At 67.0% G+C, this 22,076-nt stretch carries 19 protein-coding genes; 7 read left to right on the plus strand and 12 right to left on the minus strand.

The genetic code is table 11. The features are described 5' to 3' along the window. Window positions 1–38 precede the first annotated feature (38 nt). The 7 genes from AC1DS3_RS07590 to AC1DS3_RS07620 form a co-directional block, all read right to left on the minus strand. Window positions 39–1,505 carry an NAD-dependent succinate-semialdehyde dehydrogenase gene (locus AC1DS3_RS07590; protein WP_477126941.1) on the minus strand — a complete coding sequence of 489 codons (1,467 nt, stop codon included), beginning with the start codon at window positions 1,503–1,505 and terminating at the stop codon, window positions 39–41. A 66-nt stretch (window positions 1,506–1,571) separates the two neighbouring features. Beyond that, the gene (locus tag AC1DS3_RS07595; RefSeq protein WP_441632749.1) at window positions 1,572–2,834 is read right to left on the minus strand and encodes a 4-aminobutyrate--2-oxoglutarate transaminase; all 1,263 of its coding nucleotides are present in this window, start codon (window positions 2,832–2,834) and stop codon (window positions 1,572–1,574) included. A gap of 52 nt (window positions 2,835–2,886) precedes the next feature. Next, window positions 2,887–4,524, minus strand: a complete 1,638-nt coding sequence (locus tag AC1DS3_RS07600; protein WP_441632747.1) for an ABC transporter ATP-binding protein — start codon at window positions 4,522–4,524, stop codon at window positions 2,887–2,889. A gap of 19 nt (window positions 4,525–4,543) precedes the next feature. Continuing rightward, on the minus strand, window positions 4,544–5,383 hold the full coding sequence (locus AC1DS3_RS07605; RefSeq protein ID WP_477126942.1) for an ABC transporter permease: 840 nt from the start codon (window positions 5,381–5,383) through the stop codon (window positions 4,544–4,546). Beyond that, window positions 5,380–6,384: an ABC transporter permease gene (locus AC1DS3_RS07610; protein ID WP_477126943.1), complete on the minus strand. Its 1,005-nt coding sequence runs from the start codon at window positions 6,382–6,384 to the stop codon at window positions 5,380–5,382. The genes AC1DS3_RS07605 and AC1DS3_RS07610 overlap by 4 nt, the downstream gene beginning before the upstream one ends. A gap of 89 nt (window positions 6,385–6,473) precedes the next feature. Then, a complete protein-coding gene (locus tag AC1DS3_RS07615) occupies window positions 6,474–8,090 on the minus strand; it encodes an ABC transporter substrate-binding protein (RefSeq protein ID WP_441632743.1) in 1,617 nt (538 codons plus the stop codon). A 65-nt stretch (window positions 8,091–8,155) separates the two neighbouring features. Then, window positions 8,156–9,487 carry an ArgE/DapE family deacylase gene (locus AC1DS3_RS07620; RefSeq protein ID WP_441632741.1) on the minus strand — a complete coding sequence of 444 codons (1,332 nt, stop codon included), beginning with the start codon at window positions 9,485–9,487 and terminating at the stop codon, window positions 8,156–8,158. Between the two features lie 176 nt (window positions 9,488–9,663). Here AC1DS3_RS07620 and pdxR point away from each other — a divergent pair, with 176 nt between their 5' ends. The 3 genes from pdxR (at window position 9,664) to AC1DS3_RS07635 (ending at window position 13,885) form a co-directional block, all read left to right on the plus strand. After that, entirely contained in the window at window positions 9,664–11,262 is a 1,599-nt protein-coding gene (gene pdxR, locus AC1DS3_RS07625) for a MocR-like pyridoxine biosynthesis transcription factor PdxR (RefSeq protein ID WP_441632739.1), read from the plus strand. Window positions 11,263–11,318: 56 nt separating this feature from the next. Then, window positions 11,319–12,350, plus strand: a complete 1,032-nt coding sequence (locus AC1DS3_RS07630) for an alpha/beta fold hydrolase (RefSeq protein ID WP_477126944.1) — start codon at window positions 11,319–11,321, stop codon at window positions 12,348–12,350. A 104-nt stretch (window positions 12,351–12,454) separates the two neighbouring features. Next, a complete protein-coding gene (locus AC1DS3_RS07635; protein WP_477126945.1) occupies window positions 12,455–13,885 on the plus strand; it encodes an FAD-binding oxidoreductase in 1,431 nt (476 codons plus the stop codon). A gap of 39 nt (window positions 13,886–13,924) precedes the next feature. Here the strand turns inward: AC1DS3_RS07635 and AC1DS3_RS07640 are convergent, their stop codons facing one another. Genes AC1DS3_RS07640 through AC1DS3_RS07655 form a run of 4 tightly spaced genes read right to left on the minus strand, consistent with a single transcriptional unit; the run spans window position 13,925 to window position 16,803 of the window. Next, entirely contained in the window at window positions 13,925–14,239 is a 315-nt protein-coding gene (locus AC1DS3_RS07640; protein WP_441632734.1) for a HigA family addiction module antitoxin, read from the minus strand. Window positions 14,240–14,251: 12 nt separating this feature from the next. Further along, a complete protein-coding gene (locus AC1DS3_RS07645; protein WP_441632733.1) occupies window positions 14,252–14,530 on the minus strand; it encodes a type II toxin-antitoxin system RelE/ParE family toxin in 279 nt (92 codons plus the stop codon). 54 nt (window positions 14,531–14,584) lie between these two features. Next, window positions 14,585–15,373 carry an ethanolamine ammonia-lyase subunit EutC gene (eutC, locus tag AC1DS3_RS07650; RefSeq protein WP_441632732.1) on the minus strand — a complete coding sequence of 263 codons (789 nt, stop codon included), beginning with the start codon at window positions 15,371–15,373 and terminating at the stop codon, window positions 14,585–14,587. Between the two features lie 47 nt (window positions 15,374–15,420). Continuing rightward, on the minus strand, window positions 15,421–16,803 hold the full coding sequence (locus AC1DS3_RS07655) for an ethanolamine ammonia-lyase subunit EutB (protein WP_477126946.1): 1,383 nt from the start codon (window positions 16,801–16,803) through the stop codon (window positions 15,421–15,423). Between the two features lie 181 nt (window positions 16,804–16,984). Here AC1DS3_RS07655 and AC1DS3_RS07660 point away from each other — a divergent pair, with 181 nt between their 5' ends. After that, the gene (locus AC1DS3_RS07660; RefSeq protein ID WP_441632729.1) at window positions 16,985–18,022 is read left to right on the plus strand and encodes an AI-2E family transporter; all 1,038 of its coding nucleotides are present in this window, start codon (window positions 16,985–16,987) and stop codon (window positions 18,020–18,022) included. 49 nt (window positions 18,023–18,071) lie between these two features. Here the strand turns inward: AC1DS3_RS07660 and AC1DS3_RS07665 are convergent, their stop codons facing one another. Next, complete coding sequence (locus AC1DS3_RS07665) at window positions 18,072–18,797, minus strand: FadR/GntR family transcriptional regulator (protein ID WP_477126947.1); 726 nt, start codon at window positions 18,795–18,797, stop codon at window positions 18,072–18,074. A gap of 138 nt (window positions 18,798–18,935) precedes the next feature. Here AC1DS3_RS07665 and AC1DS3_RS07670 point away from each other — a divergent pair, with 138 nt between their 5' ends. Genes AC1DS3_RS07670 through AC1DS3_RS07680 form a run of 3 tightly spaced genes read left to right on the plus strand, consistent with a single transcriptional unit; the run spans window position 18,936 to window position 21,891 of the window. Beyond that, a complete protein-coding gene (locus AC1DS3_RS07670; RefSeq protein WP_441632727.1) occupies window positions 18,936–19,724 on the plus strand; it encodes a (Fe-S)-binding protein in 789 nt (262 codons plus the stop codon). Further along, entirely contained in the window at window positions 19,721–20,425 is a 705-nt protein-coding gene (locus tag AC1DS3_RS07675; RefSeq protein WP_477126948.1) for a LutC/YkgG family protein, read from the plus strand. The genes AC1DS3_RS07670 and AC1DS3_RS07675 overlap by 4 nt, the downstream gene beginning before the upstream one ends. Continuing rightward, the gene (locus AC1DS3_RS07680; protein WP_441632723.1) at window positions 20,422–21,891 is read left to right on the plus strand and encodes a LutB/LldF family L-lactate oxidation iron-sulfur protein; all 1,470 of its coding nucleotides are present in this window, start codon (window positions 20,422–20,424) and stop codon (window positions 21,889–21,891) included. The genes AC1DS3_RS07675 and AC1DS3_RS07680 overlap by 4 nt, the downstream gene beginning before the upstream one ends. The last annotated feature ends 185 nt before the right edge of the window (window positions 21,892–22,076 follow it).

The following is a 22,076-nucleotide window of genomic DNA, read 5'->3' on the forward strand; positions in this document are numbered from 1 at the left end:
CGGTTTCTCCTGAAAACGCGTTGCGTTGGGCTGAGGGCTTAGCGGTCCACGCCGCCCATGCAGAGGTACTTGACCTCCAGGTATTCCTCGATGCCGTACGAGGAGCCTTCGCGGCCCAGGCCGGATTGCTTGACGCCACCGAAAGGCGCCACCTCGTTGGAGATCAGGCCGGTATTGATGCCCACCATGCCGTACTCCAGCGCCTCGGCCACGCGCCAGATGCGGCCGATGTCGCGGCTGAAGAAGTACGAGGCCAGGCCGAACTCGGTATCGTTGGCCATGTTGACCACTTCCTCGTCGCTGGTGAAGCGGAACAGCGGCGCGAGCGKGCCGAAGGTTTCCTGTTTGGCCACCACCATGTCCGGCGTGACGCCGGCCAGCACGGTGGGCTCGAAGAACGTGCCGCCCAGGCTGTGGCGCTTGCCGCCCGTGAGTACGCGCGCGCCTTTGCCCAGTGCATCGGCAATGTGCTGCTCCACCTTGGCGACCGCGTCTTCATTGATCAGCGGGCCTTGCAGTACGCCGGGTTCCAGGCCGTGGCCAACCTTGAGCTTGTTCACCGCGGCGACCAGCTTTTCGGCGAAGGCGTCGTACACCTTGTCATGCACGTAGAGGCGGTTGGCGCAGACGCAGGTCTGGCCGGCGTTGCGGTACTTGGAGGCCATGGCCCCTTCCACGGCGGCGTCCAGGTCCGCGTCGTCGAACACGATGAAGGGCGCGTTGCCGCCGAGTTCCAGCGACAGCTTCTTGATGGTGGGCGCCGACTGGCGCATCAGGATGCGGCCGACTTCCGTGGAGCCGGTAAAGCTGAGCTTGCGCACCACCGGGCTGCCGGTCAGCTCGCCGCCGATCTCGATCGAGCTGGCAGCGTCGCCCGTCACCACGCTCAGCAGGCCAGCGGGCAAGCCCGCGCGTTCGGCCAGCAGCGCCAGCGCAAGCGCCGACAGCGGTGTGTCTTCAGCCGGCTTGAGCACCATGGCGCAACCCGCCGCCAGCGCCGGGCCCGCCTTGCGCGTGATCATGGCCAGCGGGAAGTTCCACGGCGTGATGGCCGCGCACACGCCAACCGGTTCCTTGACCACCAGCAGGCGCTTGTCGGACGCGGGCGTGGCCAGCACGTCGCCGTGGACGCGCTTGGCTTCCTCGGCGAACCATTCCAGGAAAGAGGCGGCGTAGACGGCTTCCCCGCGCGCCTCGGCCAGCGGCTTGCCTTGCTCGGTGGTCATCAGCATGGCCAGGTCGTCGGCATTGGCCAGCATCAGGTCGTACCAGGCGCGCAGCACCTGGGCACGCTCGCGGGCCGTCTTGCGGCGCCATGCGGCCTGCGCCACGCGGGCCGCCTCGATGGCGCGGGTGGTTTCCGCCGCGCCCATCAGCGGCACGGTGCCGATCAGCGAACCGTCGGCGGGGTTGGTCACGGGGAAGGTGGCGCCGCTGTCGGCGTTCTGCCACTGGCCGCCGATAAACGCTTGCGAGCGTAGCAGGGTGGGGTCTTTGAGTTGCATGATCGTTCTGACTCTCTGTCCGTTCGTGGATTGATTCGCGGATGGATTCGTGGATGGATTCGCGGCTCAGCGCGTAAGCACATCGGCCAGGATATCCAGCCCTTCGTTCATCACCGCATCGGAAATCGTCAGCGGGAACAGGAAGCGGATCACATTGCCGTACACGCCGCAGGACAGCAGCAGCAAGCCTTGCTCCAGCGCGCGGTTCTGCACCTCGCGCGTGAACTCCGCGTCCGGCGCGCCGTCGGCGCGGCGGAACTCCACCGCCACCATCGCGCCCAGGCCGCGGATCTCGGCGATCTGCGGCACGCGCGCTTTCAGGGTTTCCAGCCGCTCGACCAGGCGCTGGCCGAGTGCCGCGCCACGCGGGATCAACTGTTCGCCTTCCAGTACGTCCAGCACCGCCAGGGCGGACGCCACGGCCAGCGGATTGCCGGCATAGGTACCGCCCAGGCCGCCGGGCGCGGGGGCGTCCATCACTTCGGCACGGCCGCACACCGCCGACAGCGGCATGCCGCCGGCCAGGCTCTTGGCCATGGTGGTGAGGTCGGGCGCCACGTCGTAGTGCTCCATGGCGAAGAGCTTGCCGGTACGGCCGAAGCCGGTCTGCACTTCATCGGCGACAAGCAGGATGCCGTGCTCGTCGCAGATCGCGCGCAGCGCCTTGACGAAGGCCGTCGGCGCCACGTTGAAGCCACCCTCGCCCTGCACCGGCTCGAAGATGATGGCGGCCACGCGCTTGGGATCCACGTCGGCCTTGAACAGGTGCTCCATCGCCTTGAGCGAGTCCTCCACCGACACGCCATGCAGCGCGCACGGGTACGGCGCGTGGAAGACCTCGCCGGGGAACGGGCCAAAGCCCACCTTGTACGGCACCACCTTGCCGGTCAGCGCCATGCCCATCATGGTGCGGCCGTGGAAGCCGCCGGAGAAGGCGATCACGCCCGGGCGGCCKGTCGCGGCGCGGGCGATCTTGATGGCGTTCTCCACAGCCTCGGCGCCGGTGGTGAAGAACGCCGTCTTCTTGGCCGAGCGGCCCGGCGCGCGCTGGTTGATCCGCTCGGCCAGCTCGATATAGCTGGCGTACGGCACGATCTGGTAGGCGGTGTGCGTGAAGCGCTCAAGCTGGCGTTGTATGGCTTCGACCAGGCGCGGGTGGCGGTGGCCGGTGTTGAGCACGGCGATGCCGGCGGCGAAGTCGATATAGCGCTTGCCTTCCACATCCCAAATCTCCGAATTCTCGGCGCGCTCGGCGTAGAAGTTGCACATCACGCCAACGCCACGGGGCGTGGCGGCATCCTTGCGGCGAACCAGTTCGGCGTTCTTCATCTGTTGCTCCATCGTTGATATCGGTTGTGCTGTCGGGGTCGTGCTGTTGGGCTCAGGCAGCGGCGCGGATCAGGGCCGGGTCCCACTCCTTGCCGGGAATCGCGGCGATCAGCCGCTGGGTGTAGGCATGCTGCGGCGCGTCGAAGATCTGATCGGGCGGGCCGGACTCCACCACGCGGCCCTTGTGCATCACGATCACGTGGTGGCAGATCTGGGCGGCCACGCGCAGGTCGTGGGTGATAAAGATCAGGCCGATGTTCAGCCGTTTTTGCAGGTCGCTCAGCAGTTGCAATACCTGCGCCTGCACCGAGACATCCAGCGCGGAGACGGATTCATCGGCCACTAGCAACTTGGGATCCAGCGCCAGCGCGCGCGCAATGCCGATGCGCTGGCGCTGCCCGCCGGAGAACTGGTTGGGATAGCGGTCGAACGCGGAAGGCTCCAGGCCCACCAGCTGCAGCAGCTCACGCCCGCGCGCCTGGGCCTGCGCCAGCGGCACGCCATTGGCCACGGGGCCATCCGTGATGATGCGGCCCACAGTATGGCGCGGGTTCAGCGAGGCGAACGGATCCTGGAAGATCATCTGCACATCGCTGCGCAGCGGGCGGAACTGGCGCTCCGTCAGCCGGGCGATGTCCTGGCCGTCGAACAGCAGCTCGCCGCCGTCGATGCCGGTCAGCTTCAGCAGGCATTTGCCGATGGTGGACTTGCCCGAGCCGGATTCGCCAACGATGCCGAGTGTTTGCCCGCGCCGCACGCTGAAGCTCACGCCGTCCACGGCGTTGACCACGCGCTTCTTGCTGAACAGGCCGCCGCCGGAGGAATACGTCTTGCGCAGGTCGCGCACTTCCAGCACGGTCTCTGCCGCCTGCTGGTCGCGCGCCTTGGCGCGCCCGTGCGGCACGGCGCTGATCAGCCGGCGGGTATAGGGATGCTGCGGATGGTTGAGCACCTGCTGCACCGGGCCTACCTCCACCAGCACGCCCTTCTCCATCACCGCGACGCGATCGGCGATTTCCGCCACCACGCCGAAATCGTGCGTGACAAACATCACGCCCATGCCCTTGTCCGCCTGGATGCGCTTGATCAACGCCAGGATCTGGGCCTGCGTGGTCACGTCCAGGGCAGTGGTCGGCTCGTCGGCGATCAGCAAAGCCGGCTCCAGCGCGAGCGCCATGGCGATCACCACGCGCTGGCGCTGCCCGCCGGACAGGCGGAACGGATAGCTGTGGATCAGCGTGGCCGGATCGGGCAGGCCGACGAACTCCAGCAGTTCCAGCACGCGCTTGGTCCGCGCCTCGCCGGGGTAGGCGTCGTGCACGCGCATGACCTCGGCAATCTGGTCGCCCACCGTCATCACGGGGTTGAGCGCCGACAGCGGCTCCTGGAACACCATGGCCATGGCCTTGCCGCGCATGGACAGCAAGGTCTGCTCATCCTGCGTGAGCAAGTCCTTGCCCTGGAACAGGATCTGGCCACCCTGCGGCTTCAGGTACGGCGGCAGCAGGCCCATGATGGCGTTGGCGCTCATCGACTTGCCCGAGCCGGATTCTCCGACGATGCAGAGAATCTCGCCGGCGTGCAGGTCGTAGCTGACATCCCTCACCGCGTGCGCACGGTCACCGCCCGCAGGCAGCGCAATGGTGAGGTCGCGCACGGATAGCAGCGGTAGCTTGTCTTGTGCTTGCATGGTGGCGTCTTCCTTGTCGTTACTCGCCACGGCGGCGCAGTTGCGGGTTCATGGCGTCGTTCAGGCCTTCGCCGATCAGATTGATGGACAGCACCGTCAGCAGGATGGCCACGCCGGGCCACACGCTCATCCACCAGGCTTCGCGGATCATGGTGCGGGCCGCGCCGATCATGAAGCCCCAGCTCATCATGTTGCGGTCGCCCAGGCCCAGGAAGGACAACGCGGATTCCGTCAGGATTGCCGTAGCCACCATGAAGGAGGCCGACACGATGATGGGCGACATGGCGTTGGGCAGGATCTGCGTGAGGATGATGCGCAGCGGTTTCTGCCCGATCACCACCGCAGCCTGCACGAACTCGCGCTGCTTGAGCGTGAGGAACTCGCCGCGCACCAGACGCGCCACCGGCGGCCAGGACACCACCGAGATGGMCGCCACGATGGAGTAGATGGTGGGATTGAAGATCGCCACGATCACCACCGCCATCGCCAGTTGCGGGATGGTCTGGAAGAACTCGGTAAAACGCATCAGCGCGTCGTCGATGCGTCCGCCGCAGTAGCCGGCCACCGACCCGATCAGGATGCCGAACACCAGCGCCACCCCGGTGGAGATCACGCCCACCAGCAGCGAGACGCGCGCGCCGTACAGCATGCCAGCGGTGATGTCGCGCCCGAGCATGTCGGTGCCAAAGGGAAACGCCGCGTCGGCAAACGGACGCACCAGCGGATCGCCCACCATCAGCCAGGGCGACTCCTCGTACAGCACCGGCGCCAGCAGCGCCACGGCGACCACCAGCAGCAGCACGACCAGGCCGATCACGGCGCCGTAGTTGCGGCAATAACGTTGTGCGAAGGCTTTCATGCCGTGGCTCCCTTGCCGCCCACCGAGATGCGGGGGTCGATGAAGCGGTAGACGATATCGGTCACCAGGTTGAAGAACACAACCAGCGCCGAGGTGACAAAGAAGATGCCGAGCAGCAGCTGGTAGTCGCGTTGCAGCAGGGCGTCGAACATCAGCCGGCCAATGCCCGGCCAGGAGAAGACGGTCTCGGTCAGCACCGCGCCGCCGGCCATCTGGCCAAGCTGGATGCCGGCAAAGGTAATGACTGGCAGCAGCGCGTTGCGCAGCACATGCACGCGGATCACGCGGCCAGCGGGCACGCCCTTGGCGCGCGCGGTCTTGACGAAGTCCATGCCCATCACTTCCAGCATCGAGGCGCGGGTCAGGCGCACGTACACCGCCATGAAGAAGCAGCCGAGCGAGACGGTGGGCAGGATCAAGTGCAGCGCCACATCCTGGATGCGCGCCAGCCCGGTATAGCCTGCGCCAATGGTTTCCATGCCAAACGCCGGCAGCCAGCCCAGCACCACCGAGAACAGGATGATGGCCATCAGCGAAAGCCAGAACAGCGGCGTGGCGTACAACAGCAGCGCCGCGGACATCACCGCGCTGTCGATCCAGCGCCGCTTGYTCTCATAGCGCGTGCGCGCCGAGATCACGCCGAGGAACACGCCAAGCACGATGGAAAAGACAAAGGCACCGCTCATCAGCACGATGGTGGCGGGCAGCCGGTCCAGGATCAGGTCGAGCACCGGCAGGTGATTGCGATACGAGTAGCCGAGATCGAGCTTGGCCACGCCCTTGAGGTAGATGCCAAGCTGCGTGAGCACCGGCTGGTCCAGCCCGAACTGCTGACGCAACTGGCCAACGAAGGCGGCATCGCCCGCACCGGCCTCACCCGCCAGCACGGTGGCGGGGTCGCCAGGCGCCATGCGGATCAGGAAGAAATTGATGATGACCACGCCGAGGACGACCACGAGGGCCTTCCACAGTCGGGATAGCAGGAAAGAGAGAAAATTCACGGCATGCTCCACGCGCGCGCCGGGCGGATGGCCCGGCGCGTGACCGTACTGGCTACTTGTTACCTGGGTAACGGCGTACTCCGGCGTACTCAGTTCTTCTCGATGGAAACGTTGTCGAACGACTCGTTCAGTCCGATGGCGGTGGTCACGAGGTTCTTCACGTTCTTGCGATACAGCGTGGGGAACTCCAGCTCGAACAGGTTGCCCGCGGCCACTTCCGTCATCAGGATCTTCTGCACCTGGCTATAGAGCTTCTGACGCTCGGCCGGGTCCATGGTGACGCTGGCCTTGGCCCAGAGTTCATCGGCCTGCGGATTGCTGTAGCCCTGCACATTGGCGAACGGCGTGCCCTTGACGATGTTCTTGGTCACGTAGAGACGTTCCACGCCCAGCGCCGGATCGCCGTACTGGTAGGTGTACGTGGCGGTCAGGTCGAAGTCCCAGTTGCTGACGCGGGCGGACCACGTACCGGCGTCGGCGGACTCGATGCTGACCTTGAAGCCAAGCTGTTCCAGCATCTGCTTCATGTACTCGTCAAGCCGGTCCCAGTTTGCGCCATAGGATGACGACAGGATCTTGACCGGGTACTGGCCCACGTTGACGCCGGACTCCTTGATCAGCTCGCGCGCCTTCTTCAAGTTGAAGTCATAGACCGGCGTGCTCTTGTCGAAGAACAGCGTGGCGGAGGCGAACGGGCTGACCGCCGGCTTGCCCATGCCGAAGAAGATGTTGTCCACGATCATCTTGCGGTTGAGCGCGTGCATCACCGCCTCGCGTACCTTGACGTTGTTGAACGGCGGCTTGCGCATGTTCATCAACAGGTTCGACATCGGCGAGAACAGCTCCCAGCCCTTGGTGGTGTATTCCACATTAGGCAACGCGCGCAGGCGCTTCACGTCCACGTTGTCCACGTCGCCGCCGCGCAGCACCTGCACGTCGCCCTTCTCGAAGGCCACCGCGCGCGAGGCCGAGTCCGGGATCACGTAGAACACCAGTTCATCCAGGTAGGGCTTGCCCTTCTTCCAGTAGTTGGGGTTCTTGGCCAGCTTGATGTAGGCGCCCTTCTTCCATTCCTTGAACATGAAGGGGCCGGTGCCGACAGGCTTCTGGTTGGCCGGGTTGTTGCGGTAATCCGTGCCGTCGTAGATGTGCTTGGGCATCATCGGCATGGTGCCGGTCTCGAACATCGAGATAAACGGCGGGAACGCTTCCTTGAGCTTGATCTCGACCGTGCTGTCATTCACGGCGCGGATCGATTCCATGTATTTGTTCAGCACGGCGCGCGTACGCACATGCACTTCGCGCAGCATCTTGTCGATCGAGAACACCACGTCGGCGGACGTGAAGGGCTTGCCGTCATGCCACTTCACGCCACTCTGCAGCTCGAACGTGTAGGTCAGGCCATCGGCCGAGATCTTCCACGACTTGGCGAGTTCCGGGTGCGGCTTCAGGTCCGGGCCGTAGGTCAGCAGGCCCTGGTAGATCTTGCCGGCGACATATTGCGTGGGCGCCTGCGAGTTCATCGCGCTGATCAGGATCGGCGGCTCGGGTTGCACGATGCCGGACAAGGTGCCGCCAGCGGTCTGCGCGACCGCGCTGCCCGCGGGCAATAGTGCCGGTGCCAGGGCCAGGCCGGCGGTTGCCAGCGCCATCGACACCAGGCTTTTACCAAAGCTCTTTTTCAGGTGTTGGGTGAGGTGTTTCATCGGTCAGTTTCCTGTGGTGGTGATCGTGATCTGCGGATACGCGAAGGCGATTTGCTGCGTGGACTTCAAGCGCTGACCGGCTCTACGCCGCACCAGTCGTGCATGAACTGCGCGAGCGTGGTCGTAACGCGCACCATGCTCTGGATGGAAACCGACTCGTCGATGCCATGGATGTTGCGGGCCTGCGGGCCGTAGCACGTCACCGGCGTTTCCAGCATCAGGCGGAAGTGCCGCGCGTCGGTGGTGGCGGTGGTGGCTTCGCGCCGCACCGCTTCGCCATTTACCTTGCGGTGGGCCTCGCCGAGCGCCTGCATGCTGGGCACATCGAGATCGAACTCGCAGCCCGGGGCGTGGAAGCCTTCGTAGCGGAGTTGGAGCGTGAGGTTGCTGGCCAGGCGCTCCAGCGTGCCGCGCACACAGGCTTCGACGCGCGCCTTGGCATCGGTCACGCTCATGGTCGGGTAGAAGCCGATGCGAATGCCGAGCGTGCAGGTGCAGGGCACCGACGAGTTCCATTCGCCGCCCTGGATCTGGCCGAGGTTGAAGTTGATCGGGTGCGCGTGGTCGCGATAGACGGTGGGGCGGTTCTGCGGCAGGTTCCACTCGGCCTCGAGCTTGCGCAGGTCGGCCATCACCGCGATGCCGGCCTCCACCGGGTTCACGCCGGTGGTCATGTAGGCGGCATGCGCCGGGCGGCCGGTGAGTTCGACAAACATCCAGAACACGCCCATCTGCGCGCTCATCAGGCTCTCGCCCAGCGGCTCGGGAATCACAACGGTGTCGAACGAGGCCAGCTTGCCGGCGCCCACCGCGCTGGCGAGCGCGGCCACGGTAGCCAGCGCGCCGTTCCCCGTGTTCTCCTCTTCGAGCACGGCGTTGAAGCCGACCGCGCCGGCGGGCTGCACGCCGAGATCCTTCAGCGCCTTATAGGCGGCAAGCGTGCAGATGATGCCGGCCTTCATGTCGCCCGCGCCGCGGCCAAACAGCCAGCCGTCCTCGACAAACGGCGCATAGGGCGACTGGCGCCACATCGACTCCGGGCCGGTGGGCACCACGTCCAGATGGCCGTTGAACAGCACGGAGCGGCCGCCCTTCGTCGCCGGGCGATGCGTGGCCAGCAAGTTGTAGCGTCCGCCGTCCGGACAGCATGGCGGCGAGAACAGCGGCAGGTCCTTCAACGTCTCGCTGCGCAGGTAGATGCGCTCCGGCTCCAGGCCCAGCTCGCGCAGCGCGCCCTCCATGAACGCCACGGCCGGCTGTTCCTGCCCGGAAGGGCTGGGCGCCGCCACGAACTCCGACAGCGTACGGACCATGTAGGGCTCGAGCGCGCGCACGGCGGCGGCGATGGCATCGGTGGAAAGCGCGGGGCTGGCGGGCGTAGCGGTGGGACGTTGCATAAGTGGCTCCACTGGCTGTGCGGGGCGCGTGGTTGGAACGTGCCCTGAGGGGTCGAATCGGCCTGATCGGCAAAACGCCGTTGAAAAAAACGACGATCGAAACAAGATGTGTCGAAACTTAGCCGATCATTGGTACCATACATAGATCCATATTTTTCTTTTCACGCGGGGCCACTTTGAAAGAGACGATTTTGTCGGAGCTGCTGCTGCAGCGTCTGGAGCGGCCCGCGGATGGTGCTGCGGATAAAAACGGCGCGCATATGAACCGCCAGCTCTACGAGATCATTCGGCAGGAAATCCTTGCTGGGTCTTTGGTTGCGGGTAGCAAGCTGCCTGCGTCGCGCCTGCTTGCGAAGGAGATAGGGGTTTCCCGCAATACCGTGCTTTATGCATTTGAGCAGTTGCTGGCGGAGGGCTATGTCACCGCCGCTAGCGGAAGTGGCACCTTCGTGTCGCAGAGTTTTCCCGACCATAGTGCATTGCACAACATCAGAGCGAAAAATGGCACCATGCCAGTGCTCGCGGCGCAGCAAAATCCGAACCGCTTCGCGCTTTCGCGGCGCGGGCAGCATCTGGTGTCGCATTCCGGTGCGTCGGATCGCCAATGGGGTGCGTTCGTCTCCGGCGTACCCGACGTTTCGTTGTTTCCGCACGCGGTCTGGGCACGGTTGCTGAACAAGCACTGGCGCGCCCCCAAGCCCGAGCTTCTGACGTATGCGCACAACGGTGGCTACCTGCCGCTGCGCCGCGTGATGGCCGAGCACCTGCGGCTGGTGCGCTCGGTGCGCTGCGAGCCGGAGCAGATCATCCTGACCACCGGCATCCACCAGGCCATCGACCTCATCGCGCGGCTGCTGGGCGATGTCGGCGACAAGGCCTGGATGGAAGACCCCGGCTACTGGGGCACGCGCAGCCTGCTCAACAGCGCCGGCATCGAGACCATCCCCGTGCCGGTGGATAGCGAAGGCCTTGCCCCGGATGCGGCCACGCTGCAGAACCCGCCGCGTTTTATCTTTGCCACGCCGTCACACCAATATCCGCTGGGCATGGTGATGAGCTTGTCGCGCCGGCGCATGCTGCTGGAATATGCGCGCCAGCGCGGCGCGTGGATCGTGGAGGACGACTACGACAGCGAATTCCGCTTCGAGGGCCGCCCGCTTGCCTCGCTGCAGGGGCTGGATGAGCACGACCGCGTGATCTACATGGGCACGTTTTCCAAGACGCTGTTCCCCGGCCTGCGCATGGGCTTCATGGTGCTGCCCAAGCCGCTGGCGCCGCATTTCGCAACAGGGCTGTCGGAGCTGTTCCGCGAGGGGCAGCTGGTGCAGCAGGCGGTGCTGGCCGACTTTATCGAGGAGGGGCATTACGCCACGCATATCCGCCGCATGCGGCAGCGCTACGCGCAGCGCCAGGGGCTGCTGCGCGAGGCCATCGCCACGCGCCTGGGCGCGGACTGGCCCACCTCCACGCATGAAGCCGGGCTGCACATGGTGATCCACCTGCCGCCGGGCGCCGACGACCTCGGCATCAGCATGGCGGCGCGTACGCAGGGCTTGTCGACGCGGCCGCTGTCGCGCTATTTCGCGGACCCCGCGCGGGCGACCAACCAGGGCTTGCTGCTGGGATATGCCTGCGTGCCGGACGACGAGATCGCGCCGGCCTTCCACAAACTGGCGGAGGTGATCGAACCCGCGCTGGAGCATCTGGCGCGCACGCAGGCGCCACGCCGCGCGCCGGTGGCGGGGATCAACCGGGAGGCCTGGAGCGGTGCTTGAGTGTGTTGATGCGAGTGCGGGCACAATAGCCGCCAACCCTACCTGGAGCTGCTGACATGACCGTCGACAAAGACTACGCGCTGTTCGATGCAGGCACCGTGACGCTGCAATCCGGCCAGGCCTTCCCCGGCATGCAGCTCGCCTACAAGACCTTCGGCACGCTGAACGCCCGCAAGGACAACGTGATCGTCTACCCGACCTCGTTCAGCGCGCAGCACTACGACACCCAATGGCTGGTCGCGCCGGGCGGCGTGCTGGATCCGGAACGCTACTTCGTCATCATCCCGAACCTGTTTGGCAACGGCCTGTCGGCGTCGCCGTCGAATGCCGCGGCACGGTTCGCGCCGGGCGCCTACCCCTGCGTTACCCACCACGACGCCGTGGCGGTGCAGCGCAGGCTGCTGCAGGAGGTGTTCGGCATCGAGACGATCGCCCTGGTGTACGGCTGGTCGATGGGCGGCATGCAGGCCTACCACTGGGGCGCCTGCCATGCGGACATGGTCAAGCGGATCGCCGTGGTCTGCGGCAGCGCGCGATGCTCCCCGTTCAACCAGGTTTTCCTCGAAGGCGTCAGGGCCGCGCTCACTGCCGATCCGGCATTCAGGGACGGCCGCTTCACCGAGCCGCCGCGCGCGGGGTACCGCGCCATGGGCCGCGTGTACGCCGGCTGGGCGCTGTCGCATGCGTTCTACCGCGACGAGCTGTGGCGGCAATCGGGCTTTGCCTCGCTGGAGGATTTCCTGGCGAAGACCTGGGACGTCAATTTCTTGCGCCGTGACGCCAACGACCTGCTGGCGCAACTGTGGACGTGRCAGAACGGCGATATCAGCCGCTGCGACGCTTTCGGCGGCGATCTGGACCGCGCGCTGGCGGCGATCAGGGCGCACGTGCTGCTGATGCCCGGCCAAACCGATGCTTACTTCCAGGCCCAGGACAACGCCGCGGAAATCGGCAAGCTCACCGGAGCCCGCACTGCCACGCTGCGGCCGATTCCCTCGGACTACGGGCACCGGGCCGGGAACCCGCACAACATCCCGGCCGACCGCGCCTTCCTGGCCCAGGCGATCTCGGCGTTCCTGGCGGGCTGAGCCCCATTGCGGTGATGGTGCCATCGTCACCAGCCCGATTGGCCCTTAACGCTGTGCCCATCCTCCCATAGCATTAGCACCCTTCTCCTTCACACACACCGCACATGGCAAGCCCCGCTCCCCAACCCGCCCCGTCCTCCGCCCTGCTCAGGGAACTCGCCACGCTGCTGGACGCGCCCGGGCTGCAAACCGGCGACGCCATCGAAACGCGCTTTCGCAAGGACTGGTATGCGCCGCTTGGCGCGGTGCCGCCGCTGGCGGTGGTGCGCCCGCGCAATACGGCAGAAGTGGCCGCCGTGCTGGCGCTGTGCCACCGGCTGCGCCAGCCTGTGGTGCCCCAGGGCGGGCTGACCGGCCTGGCCGGCGCCGCCACGCCCGAAGGCGGCGAACTGGTGCTTTCGCTGGAGCGCATGCGTGGCGTGGAAGAGATCGATGCGCAGGCCGGCACCATGACCGTGATGGYCGGCACCACGCTGCAGGCGGCGCAGGAAGCCGCGCGCGCGGCCGGCTGGCTRCTGGCAGTGGACCTGGGCGCGCGCGGCAGCTGCCAGATCGGCGGCAATATCGCCACCAACGCGGGCGGCAACCGCGTGATCCGCTACGGCATGATGCGCGACCAGGTGCTGGGCCTGGAAGCGGTGCTGGCCGATGGCACGGTGGTGTCGTCGCTCAACAAGATGCAGAAGAACAATGCCGGCTACGACGTGCGCCAGCTCTTTATCGGCAGCGAAGGCACGCTGGGCGTGATCACGCGCGCCGTGCTGCGGCTGGCGCCGCTGCCCTGCGCCACGCAGACGGCGCTGTGCGCGCTCGAGACCTACGATGACGTGGTGCGCCTGCTGCGCCATGCGCAGCGCAAGCTCTCGGGGCGGCTGTCGGCCTTTGAGGTCATGTGGGCGGATTTCTACGGGCTGGTGACCACGCGCGTGCCGGGCGTGCGCGCGCCGCTGCCTGCCGGCCATCCTTTCTACGTGCTGCTTGACCTGCAGGGCAACGACGGCGCGCAGGACGCGCCGGTCTTCGAGGGCATGCTGGAATCTGCGATGGAAGCCGGCCTGATCCAGGATGCGGCGATCGCATCCAGCCACAAGGAAGCGCAGAGCTTCTGGCAACTGCGCGATGCGGTGGCCGAATTCCCGGTGATGTGGTCGCCCAATGCGGCCTATGACGTCAGCCTGCCGATCGGCCGCATCGGCGAATTCGCCGAGACGCTGCGCGCCCGCTTGCTGGCGGTGTGGCCGCATGCCGAGCCGGTCAACTTCGGCCACGTGGGCGACAGCAACCTGCACGTCAGCGTGTACCTGCCCGGCGCCACCGACCACGACTTCCCCGAGCATGAGATTTCCGACGTGATGTACGGCGTGGTGCGGGAGTTCGAGGGCAGCGTCTCCGCCGAGCACGGCATCGGCTTTCACAAGAAGCCCTACCTGCACTGCTCCCGCACGCCGGAGGAGCTGGCGCTGATGCGGCTGCTCAAGCGCGCGCTGGATCCGCACAACATCCTGAGCCCGGGGCGGGTGTTTGATCTTGCGTGAGCGCGGCAAAAAAGGCGCCTGAAAGGCGGCCGGATGTCGTCAAGCCGCTTCCAGGTCGCGTGGCGCGATCTGGGCAGCAATCTCCTTGCCGTGTTCGCGCTGCGCCACTTTCAGGTCATAAGACTGTTGCAGGTTGAGCCAGGACTCGGCGTCGCCGCCAAAGTAGCGAGCCAGCCGCATGGCGGTGTCCGGTGTAATGCCCCGGCGCTCGCGCACGATGTCGTTGATGCGGGCCGCGGTGACATGCAGCGCCACGGCTAGCGCGTTGGCGCTCATGCCAAGCGGGGCGAGAAACTCCTCGCGGAGGATTTCGCCGGGATGGACCGGTCGCATACCATTCTGGAAGCGGGCCATGGTGATCTCCTTTCAGTGATAGTCCACGATCTCGACGGCCTCCGGGCCGTCGGCCGTCCAAACGAAACACACTCGCCACCGATCGTTGATGCGGATGCTGTGCTGCCCTTTGCGGTCGCCGCCCAGCACTTCAAGCCGGTTGCCAGGCGGAGATCGCAGGAAGTCGAGCGAGGCGGCAGCGGCAAGCATCTCCAGCTTGCGTTCTGCCGCTGCCCTGATGTTGGCGAATCGCGGAACGCGCCGGCCTGAGAACAACGCTGCAGTGTCTTCGCATTTGAACGACTGGATCATGGCGGAATTATATATCGCTTACCGATAAACGAGTAAGACATCCGCGATAACCAGTCAGTTCCCTAACTGTCCTTGCTGCGCCGATGGCTCCGGCAACGCCCCATGCGCGCTATCGTCCTTTAAATCCACGCCACTGTGCCCGAGCGCCAGCGCCCCGCGCAGCAGGAAGGCCAGCTTGGCCGCGGCCTGCGCATAGGACAGCCCTTCGGGACGCACGTTGGAGATGCAGTTTCGCTCGGCGTCGGTGCGGCCCGGGCGCGGGTCGTGCGTCAGGTAGATGCCGAGGCTGTCGGGCGAGCTCAGCCCGGGGCGCTCGCCGATCAGCATCACCACCTGGCGCGCGCCGAGAAGCAGTGCGGCTTCGTCGCCCAGTGCCACGCGGGCTTGCTCGGCCACCACCACCGGGCCGATGCGCCAGCCCGGCAGGTGCTCGCGCACGGCCAGCAGCAATGGCACGCCGTGGCGCTGCGCCGCCAGCGCGGACAGGCCGTCGGCCATCACGAAGACGACGTCGGGCGGCTCGGCAGGGCGCGCCTGCGCTAGCAGCGCGCGGCTGGCGTCGTCGAGCTGGCGGCCAAGGTCCGGGCAGCGCAGGTAGTGCTGACGATCCGGTGCGGCGCTGTGCACGGCCACGGTGTCGAAGCCGGCATTGCGCAATGCCTGTTCAATGGCCGCGCGCGCCAGCGGCGCATGCACGGCGTCGCGCGCCTGCGCATGCGCCAGGCCGAACGCGAGCACGGTTTCCGTCGTCTGGCTGTTGCCGCAGCGGCCCAGCGCAATCCGTGCCACGGTGAACTGCCGCAGGCGCTGCCAGGGGTTGTCGTGGATCAGCTTCTGGCTCATGACGCGGGCCTCGTGCGTGCAGGAATATGCTGGTTGGCCATGATGCGTTACAGGCCGCGCGCGAGTTGCAGCAGCGGCTGGCGCTCGGCCAGCTCCAGCAGGCGGCCATCCGCGCCGAGGATGCCCATGCGCTGCAGCCAGTCCTCGAACTCGGGCGCGKGGCGCAGGCCCAGCGTGTCGCGCAGGTAGAGCGCGTCGTGGAACGAGGTGCTCTGGTAGTTCAGCATGATGTCGTCGGCGCCGGGCACGCCCATGATGAAGTTGATGCCGGCCACGCCGAACAGCGTCAGCAGCGTGTCCATGTCATCCTGGTCGGCCTCGGCGTGGTTGGTATAGCAGACATCGCAGCCCATCGGCACGCCGAGCAGCTTGCCGCAGAAATGGTCTTCCAGCCCGGCGCGGATGATCTGCTTGCCGTCGTACAGGTACTCGGGGCCGATAAAGCCCACCACCGTATTGACCAGCAGCGGCGAGAACGCGCGCGCCACCGCATAGGCGCGTGCCTCCATGGTCTGCTGGTCCACGCCGTGGTGCGCGTTGGCCGACAGCGCGCTGCCCTGTCCGGTCTCGAAATACATCACGCTGTTGCCCACCGTGCCGCGCGCCAGGCCTTGCGCGGCCTCATGCGCCTCGCGCAGCAGCGCCAGGCTGATGCCAAAGCCGGCGTTGGCGCGCTCGCTGCCGGCCACCGACTGGAACACCAGGTCCACCGGCGCGCCCTGCTCGATGGCGCGCAGCGTGTTGGTGACGTGGGTCAGCACGCAGGACTGGGTGGGCACATCGAAGCGGCAGCGCAGGTCGTCGACCAGCCGCAGCAGCGTGACGATGGCGCCGAGGTTGTCGGTGGCTGGGTTGATGCCGATGGTGGCATCGCCGCAGCCGTAGAGCAGGCCATCGATCATCGAGGCGGCAATGCCGCGGGCATCGTCGGTGGGATGGTTGGGCTGCAGCCGCACGGAGAGCCGCCCGGGCAAGCCAATGGTGTTGCGAAAGCGCGTGACGACGCGGCACTTGCGCGCCACCGCGATCAGGTCCTGGTTGCGCATCAGCTTGCTCACCGCCGCCGCCATCTCCGGCGTGATGCCCGGCGTCACGCGCGCCAGCGCCGCGGAATCGGTCTCGTGCAGCAGCAGCCAGTTGCGCAAGTCGCCCACGGTGAAGGACGCGATTTCGCGAAAGGCGTGGCTGTCATGGTGGTCGATGATCAGGCGCGTGACTTCGTCGTCCTCGTAGGGCACCAGCGCCTCGGTCAGGAAGTGCGCCAGCGGCACCTCGGCCAGCGCCATGCGCGCGGCCATGCGCTCCTCCTCGCTGGCAGCCGCCAGCCCGGCCAGGTAGTCGCCCGAGCGCGCCGGGCTGGCCTTGGCCAGCAGGGTCTTGAGATCGGCGAAGAGATGCCGCCGCGAGGCTACGGTATGGGCAAAGGTCATGGGATCTGTCTCGGTCAGCTGGCGGGCCCGCGAACAGCCCGATCATAGCAACCACGGGCGCACATTGTCGCCGCCCGGGCGCTTGCCTTCGCCGTCCGCCCATCGGACAATCGAGCGCCGTACAATGCACAGACGCCCGGCCGTCCACCAGACGGTGCGGCCCCTCAATGCAGGAGACTTGATGAATCAGCCCGATCCGCCACGCATACCCCGCTTGCCGGATGCAAAGTGGTTCAATGTCACGACTGCCGCCTATATCCTGACMGCCCTGGCGCTCTGGATGGTGATGCAGGCCAACCTGGTGGCGGCGCTCATGGCGGGCCTGCTGCTGTACTCGCTGGTGGACGTGCTGGCGCCCAAGCTGGTGCGCCTGCACCAGCGCCACGACGCCCTGGCGGTGGCAATTCTCTCCGCTGTCACCTTGCTGGCGCTCACGCTTGGGGGCTGGGCACTGGTGCGCTTTGTCAGCGGCGACGGCAACACGCTCGACACCCTGCTGATCCGCACCGCCGACATCATCGACAAGTCCCGCGCCCAGCTGCCGGTCTGGGTCAGCGACGCACTGCCGCGCGGCGTGGATGAACTGGCCAACGCCCTCATTGCCTGGCTGCGCGAGCACGCGCAGATGGCGCAGAAGTTCGGCACCGAGGTGCTGCGCAGCCTCGCGCATATCCTGATCGGCCTGGTGATCGGCGCGATGGTCGCGCTGTACCGCGCCATCTCCAAGCCCAACCGCCGGCCGCTGGCCTCTGCGCTGGTGGAACGCGCCCGCAACCTGCAGCTGGCGTTCTCGCAGTTCATCTTCGCCCAGGTGCAGATCTCGCTGATCAACACMGCGCTCACCGCGGTCTACCTGCTGGTGGTGCTGCCGCTGTTTGGCGTGCACCTGCCACTGGCCAAGACGCTGATCGCCTTCACGTTCCTGGTCGGGCTGCTGCCGGTGCTGGGCAACCTGGTGTCGAACACGGGCATCGTGGTGGCCTCGCTGTCGATCTCGCTGCCCATGGCGATCGCCTCGCTGTTCTACCTGGTGGTAATCCACAAGTTCGAGTACTTCCTCAACGCGCGCATCATCGGCGCGCGCATCAATGCCGCCGCCTGGGAACTGCTCACGGTCATGCTGCTGATGGAGTCGCTGTACGGCGTCGCCGGCGTGATTGCCGGGCCGATCTACTATGCCTATCTCAAGCGCGAGCTGTCGAACAAGGGCCTGATCTGACGCCTGGCGCCACCGGTAGGACCAATTCCCCCCGATCCGGCGCCCGGCTTCAGGCGCTTGCCCCGTCTCCTTGCTGCTCCACCCGGCTGCGCACAAAGTCGATGTGCGTCTGCATGGCGGTGCGCGCCTCCTCCGGCCGGCGCGCGCAGATGGCCTCGCACAGCGTGCGGTGCTGCAGCAGCAATAGCGCGGAGGCATCCTCGTCCTGCACCCGCAGGCCCGTGCCGTTGATGGTGATGTGTTCGCGCAGCATGCCGATCACGCTGGTATGCAGGTGCAGGAACATGGTGTTGTGCGAGGCCTGGGCAATGGCCTCATGCAGCTTGGCGTCCGCCTCGGCCTCGGCCGCCTTGTCGTCTTGCTGGCGGGCGGCTTCCAGCGCGCGGAGCAGGCCGCGGATGYGCTTGAGATCCGCGGCATCCGCGCGCATCGCGGCAAAGTAAGCGGTAGCGCCCTCCAGCACCCGGCGAAACTCCAGGATATCGTCACGCAGCACCGGGTGGTCCGCCACCAGCTGGCGCCATGGCGAGGCAAAGCCGGTGCGCAGCTGCTCGGTGACGAACACGCCGGCGCCCTGCCGGCTTTGCAGCAAGCCCCGCGCCGCCAGCCGCTGGGTGGCCTCGCGGATGGTGTTGCGCGCCACGCCATATTGCTCGGCCAGGAGCCGCTCCGCGGGCAGGCGGGCACCGGCCGGCCAGGTGCCGTCCAGCATCGCCGTTTCCAGTTTTCGCATCACCTCTTCCACGCGCCCGCGCGCCTGCCTGCCCGCCGCCATCCTCTCGCTCCGGAATCGATTCGCCGCGCCCAACTGGTCCAACCAATTTGAACTGGCGCGCGTCTCGCGGAATTATGCGCTCAAACAACGGCCAGCCCTGAGCCCGACAGCCAGGCAGCCGCCCCCACGGAGCGAGACATGAAGCAAAGGCGCTATCCCCCTGCCCCGGCACAGGTCTACCTGTTCGCCACCTGCCTGGTCGACATGTTCGTGCCGCAAGCCGGCCTGGACGCCGTGCGGCTGCTGGAGCGAGAGGGCCTGACCGTGCACTTCCCGCGTGGACAGAGTTGCTGCGGGCAGCCTGCCTATAGCAGCGGCAACCCGGAACAGGCCCGGAAGGTGGCGTTGGCCCAGCTGGATCTGTTCGCCGAGCCGTGGCCGGTGATCGTGCCCTCGGGCTCTTGCGCCGGGATGATGCGGCACCACTGGCCGCAACTGTTCGCGCAGGATCCCGTGGCCGGCCCCAAGGCCGCCCTGCTGGCCGGGCGCGTGTACGAGCTGAGCGAGTTCCTGCTGCATGTGCTGAACGTCCGCTTCGACGTGAGCGCCGTCGCCGGCCAGCCACCCGAAACCGTGGTGCTGCACACCTCCTGCGCCGCGCGTCGAGAAATGGGTACGCGCGACCATGGCGTGGCCCTGGTCGACGCCCTGCCCGGCGTCACGCGTGCCGAGCATCAGCGCGAATCCGAGTGCTGCGGCTTTGGCGGCACCTTCTCGCTCAAGCATCCCGACATCTCCGGCGCCATGGTGCAGGACAAGATCGCCTCGGCCTGCGCCACCGGCTGCGACCGGCTGGTCTCCGCCGACTGCGGCTGCCTGCTCAATATCGGGCACGCGGCCAGGCACCAGGGCGCGCCACTGCCTGTCGAGCACCTCGCCACCTTCCTGTGGCGGCGTACCGGCGGCGCCGCCAAGGAGCAAGCATGAGCACACTGAGCGCCCGCGAGCGCATGCTCGGCCGGCTACGCGCGGCCGCACCAGCACCCGCTGCCGACGCCAGCCAGCTGGATGCGCGCATCGACGCGCACTACGACGCCCGCCGCGAGGCGGCCACCCCCGCCGAGCTGGCGCAGGCCATGCAGGCTGCACTGGGCGCCTCGCACGCGCTGGCCTGRTGTGCCAGCGCCGAGGCCTGGCCCGCGCAACTTGCAGACAGGCTCGTTGCCGCCGGCGTGCGCCGCCTGCTGCTGGACCCGGCCGCCGCGCAAGGCGCCGCGCTGATGCGCGCCTTGCCTGCCAGCGTGGCGCCGCTGTCCTACGCGCGCCCCATCGAAGCATGGAAGGCGGAACTCTTCGACACCGTGGATGCGGGCTTCACCGTGGCGCGCTCCGGCATTGCCGCCACCGGCACGCTGGTGCTGGCGCCCGACGCGCAAACGCCACGCACGGTCTCGCTGGTGCCGCCGCTGCATATCGCGCTGGTCTACGCCGAGACGCTGCATCCGGACCTGCATTGCGCCGCGCGCGCCGAGCGCTGGAGCGCTGGCATGCCGACCAACCTGGTGCTGGTATCCGGCCCATCCAAGACCTCGGACATCCAGCAAACGCTGGCCTATGGCGCGCATGGCCCGCGCGAGCTGTGGGTCATCATCGTGACCGGCAGCGCCGGGACGGGAGCCGCGCAATGAGTACATCAACGACTGCCCGGGACAGCGCCGTCCCCCTGCACTTCGTGCCTGCCGCGGATTTCAAGGCGCGCTCGCGCGCGGCGCTGGACGACCCCAAGCTGCGCAGCAGCTTTCGCGGCGCCATGGACTTCCTGCAGGCCAAGCGCGCCGTGCAGTTCCCCGACGGCGATGAGCTGGAGCAGTTGCGCGACCTGGGCGAAGCGATCCGCCAGCACGCGCTGTCGCAACTGCCGGACCTGCTGGTGCAACTGGAGGACAAGCTCACCGCGGCCGGCGTGCAGGTGCACTGGGCTGAGACCGCTGACGAGGCCAATGCGATCGTGCACGGCATCGCGCAGGCCCGCCAGGCGCGCCGCGTGATCAAGGGCAAGTCGATGGCCAGCGAGGAAATCGAGCTGAACCATTACCTGGCCGAGCGTGGCATCGACTGCATCGAGTCCGACATGGGCGAGTACATCGTGCAGCTCGCGGGCGAGAAGCCGTCGCACATCGTGATGCCGGCCATCCACAAGACGCGCGGCGACATTGCCGAGCTGTTCGCGCAGCATATCCCCGGCACGCCCTATACCGAGGACGTGGACGAACTGATCCAGACCGGCCGGCGCGCGCTGCGCCAGGAATTCGTCAACGCCGACATCGGCCTGTCCGGCGTGAACTTTGCCGCCGCGGACACCGGCACGCTATGGCTGGTGGAAAACGAGGGCAACGGCCGCCTGTCCACCACGGTGCCCGATGTGCATATCGCCATCATGGGCATGGAGAAGGTGGTGGCCCGGCTTGAGCACATCGTGCCGCTGTCCAGCCTGTTGACGCGCTCGGCCACCGGGCAGGCCATCACCACCTACTTCAACCTGATCTCCGGCCCGCGCCGCGCGGGCGAGCGCGACGGCCCGCGCGAGGTGCACCTGGTGCTGCTGGATAACGGCCGCAGCCAGGCCTATGCCGACGCGCAACTGCGCGCCACGCTGCAGTGCATCCGCTGCGGCGCGTGCATGAACCATTGCCCGGTCTACACACGCATCGGCGGCCATGCCTACGGCACCACCTACCCCGGCCCGATCGGCAAGATCATCTCGCCGCACCTGCTCGGGCTCGATGCCACGGCGGACCTCGCCACCGCCTCCAGCCTGTGCGGCGCCTGCGGCGAAGTGTGCCCCGTGCGCATCCCGATTCCGCAACTGCTGATCCGCCTGCGCACCGAAGCCAACCGCGATCCGGACGAACAGGTTGCGCATCCGCTGCGCGGCCAGGGCGCCAAGTTCAGCCGCGGCGAGCACCTGGTCTGGCGCTTCTGGAGCGGCGCATTCGCGCATCCGCTCACCTACCGGCTGTTCCGCTGGGCCGCCACGCGGCTGCGGGTACTGACGCCAAAACGCCAGCTCGGGTGGACCCGGCACCGCGCGCCGCTTACCCCCGCGCCGCGCAGTCTGTCCGACTTGCTGCGCGAGCGTGGACAGGCGGAGTAAGCCAGCACCAGGAACAGACACAACAAAAGCGCTGACGTATAGACCCGCCAGCGGGCAACACAGCGCGATGCGAAGCGAGCCGTSAAGGTGTACCAGGCCGTATGGGGCGTCCTCGTCGGCAGSCAAAAAGAGCGGAAAAGAGGGGGCCATGTYTGAGCATCGCCTTAAGGCGATGTGAGTTTGGC

The organism is Cupriavidus sp. 01L46 (assembly GCF_056399905.1).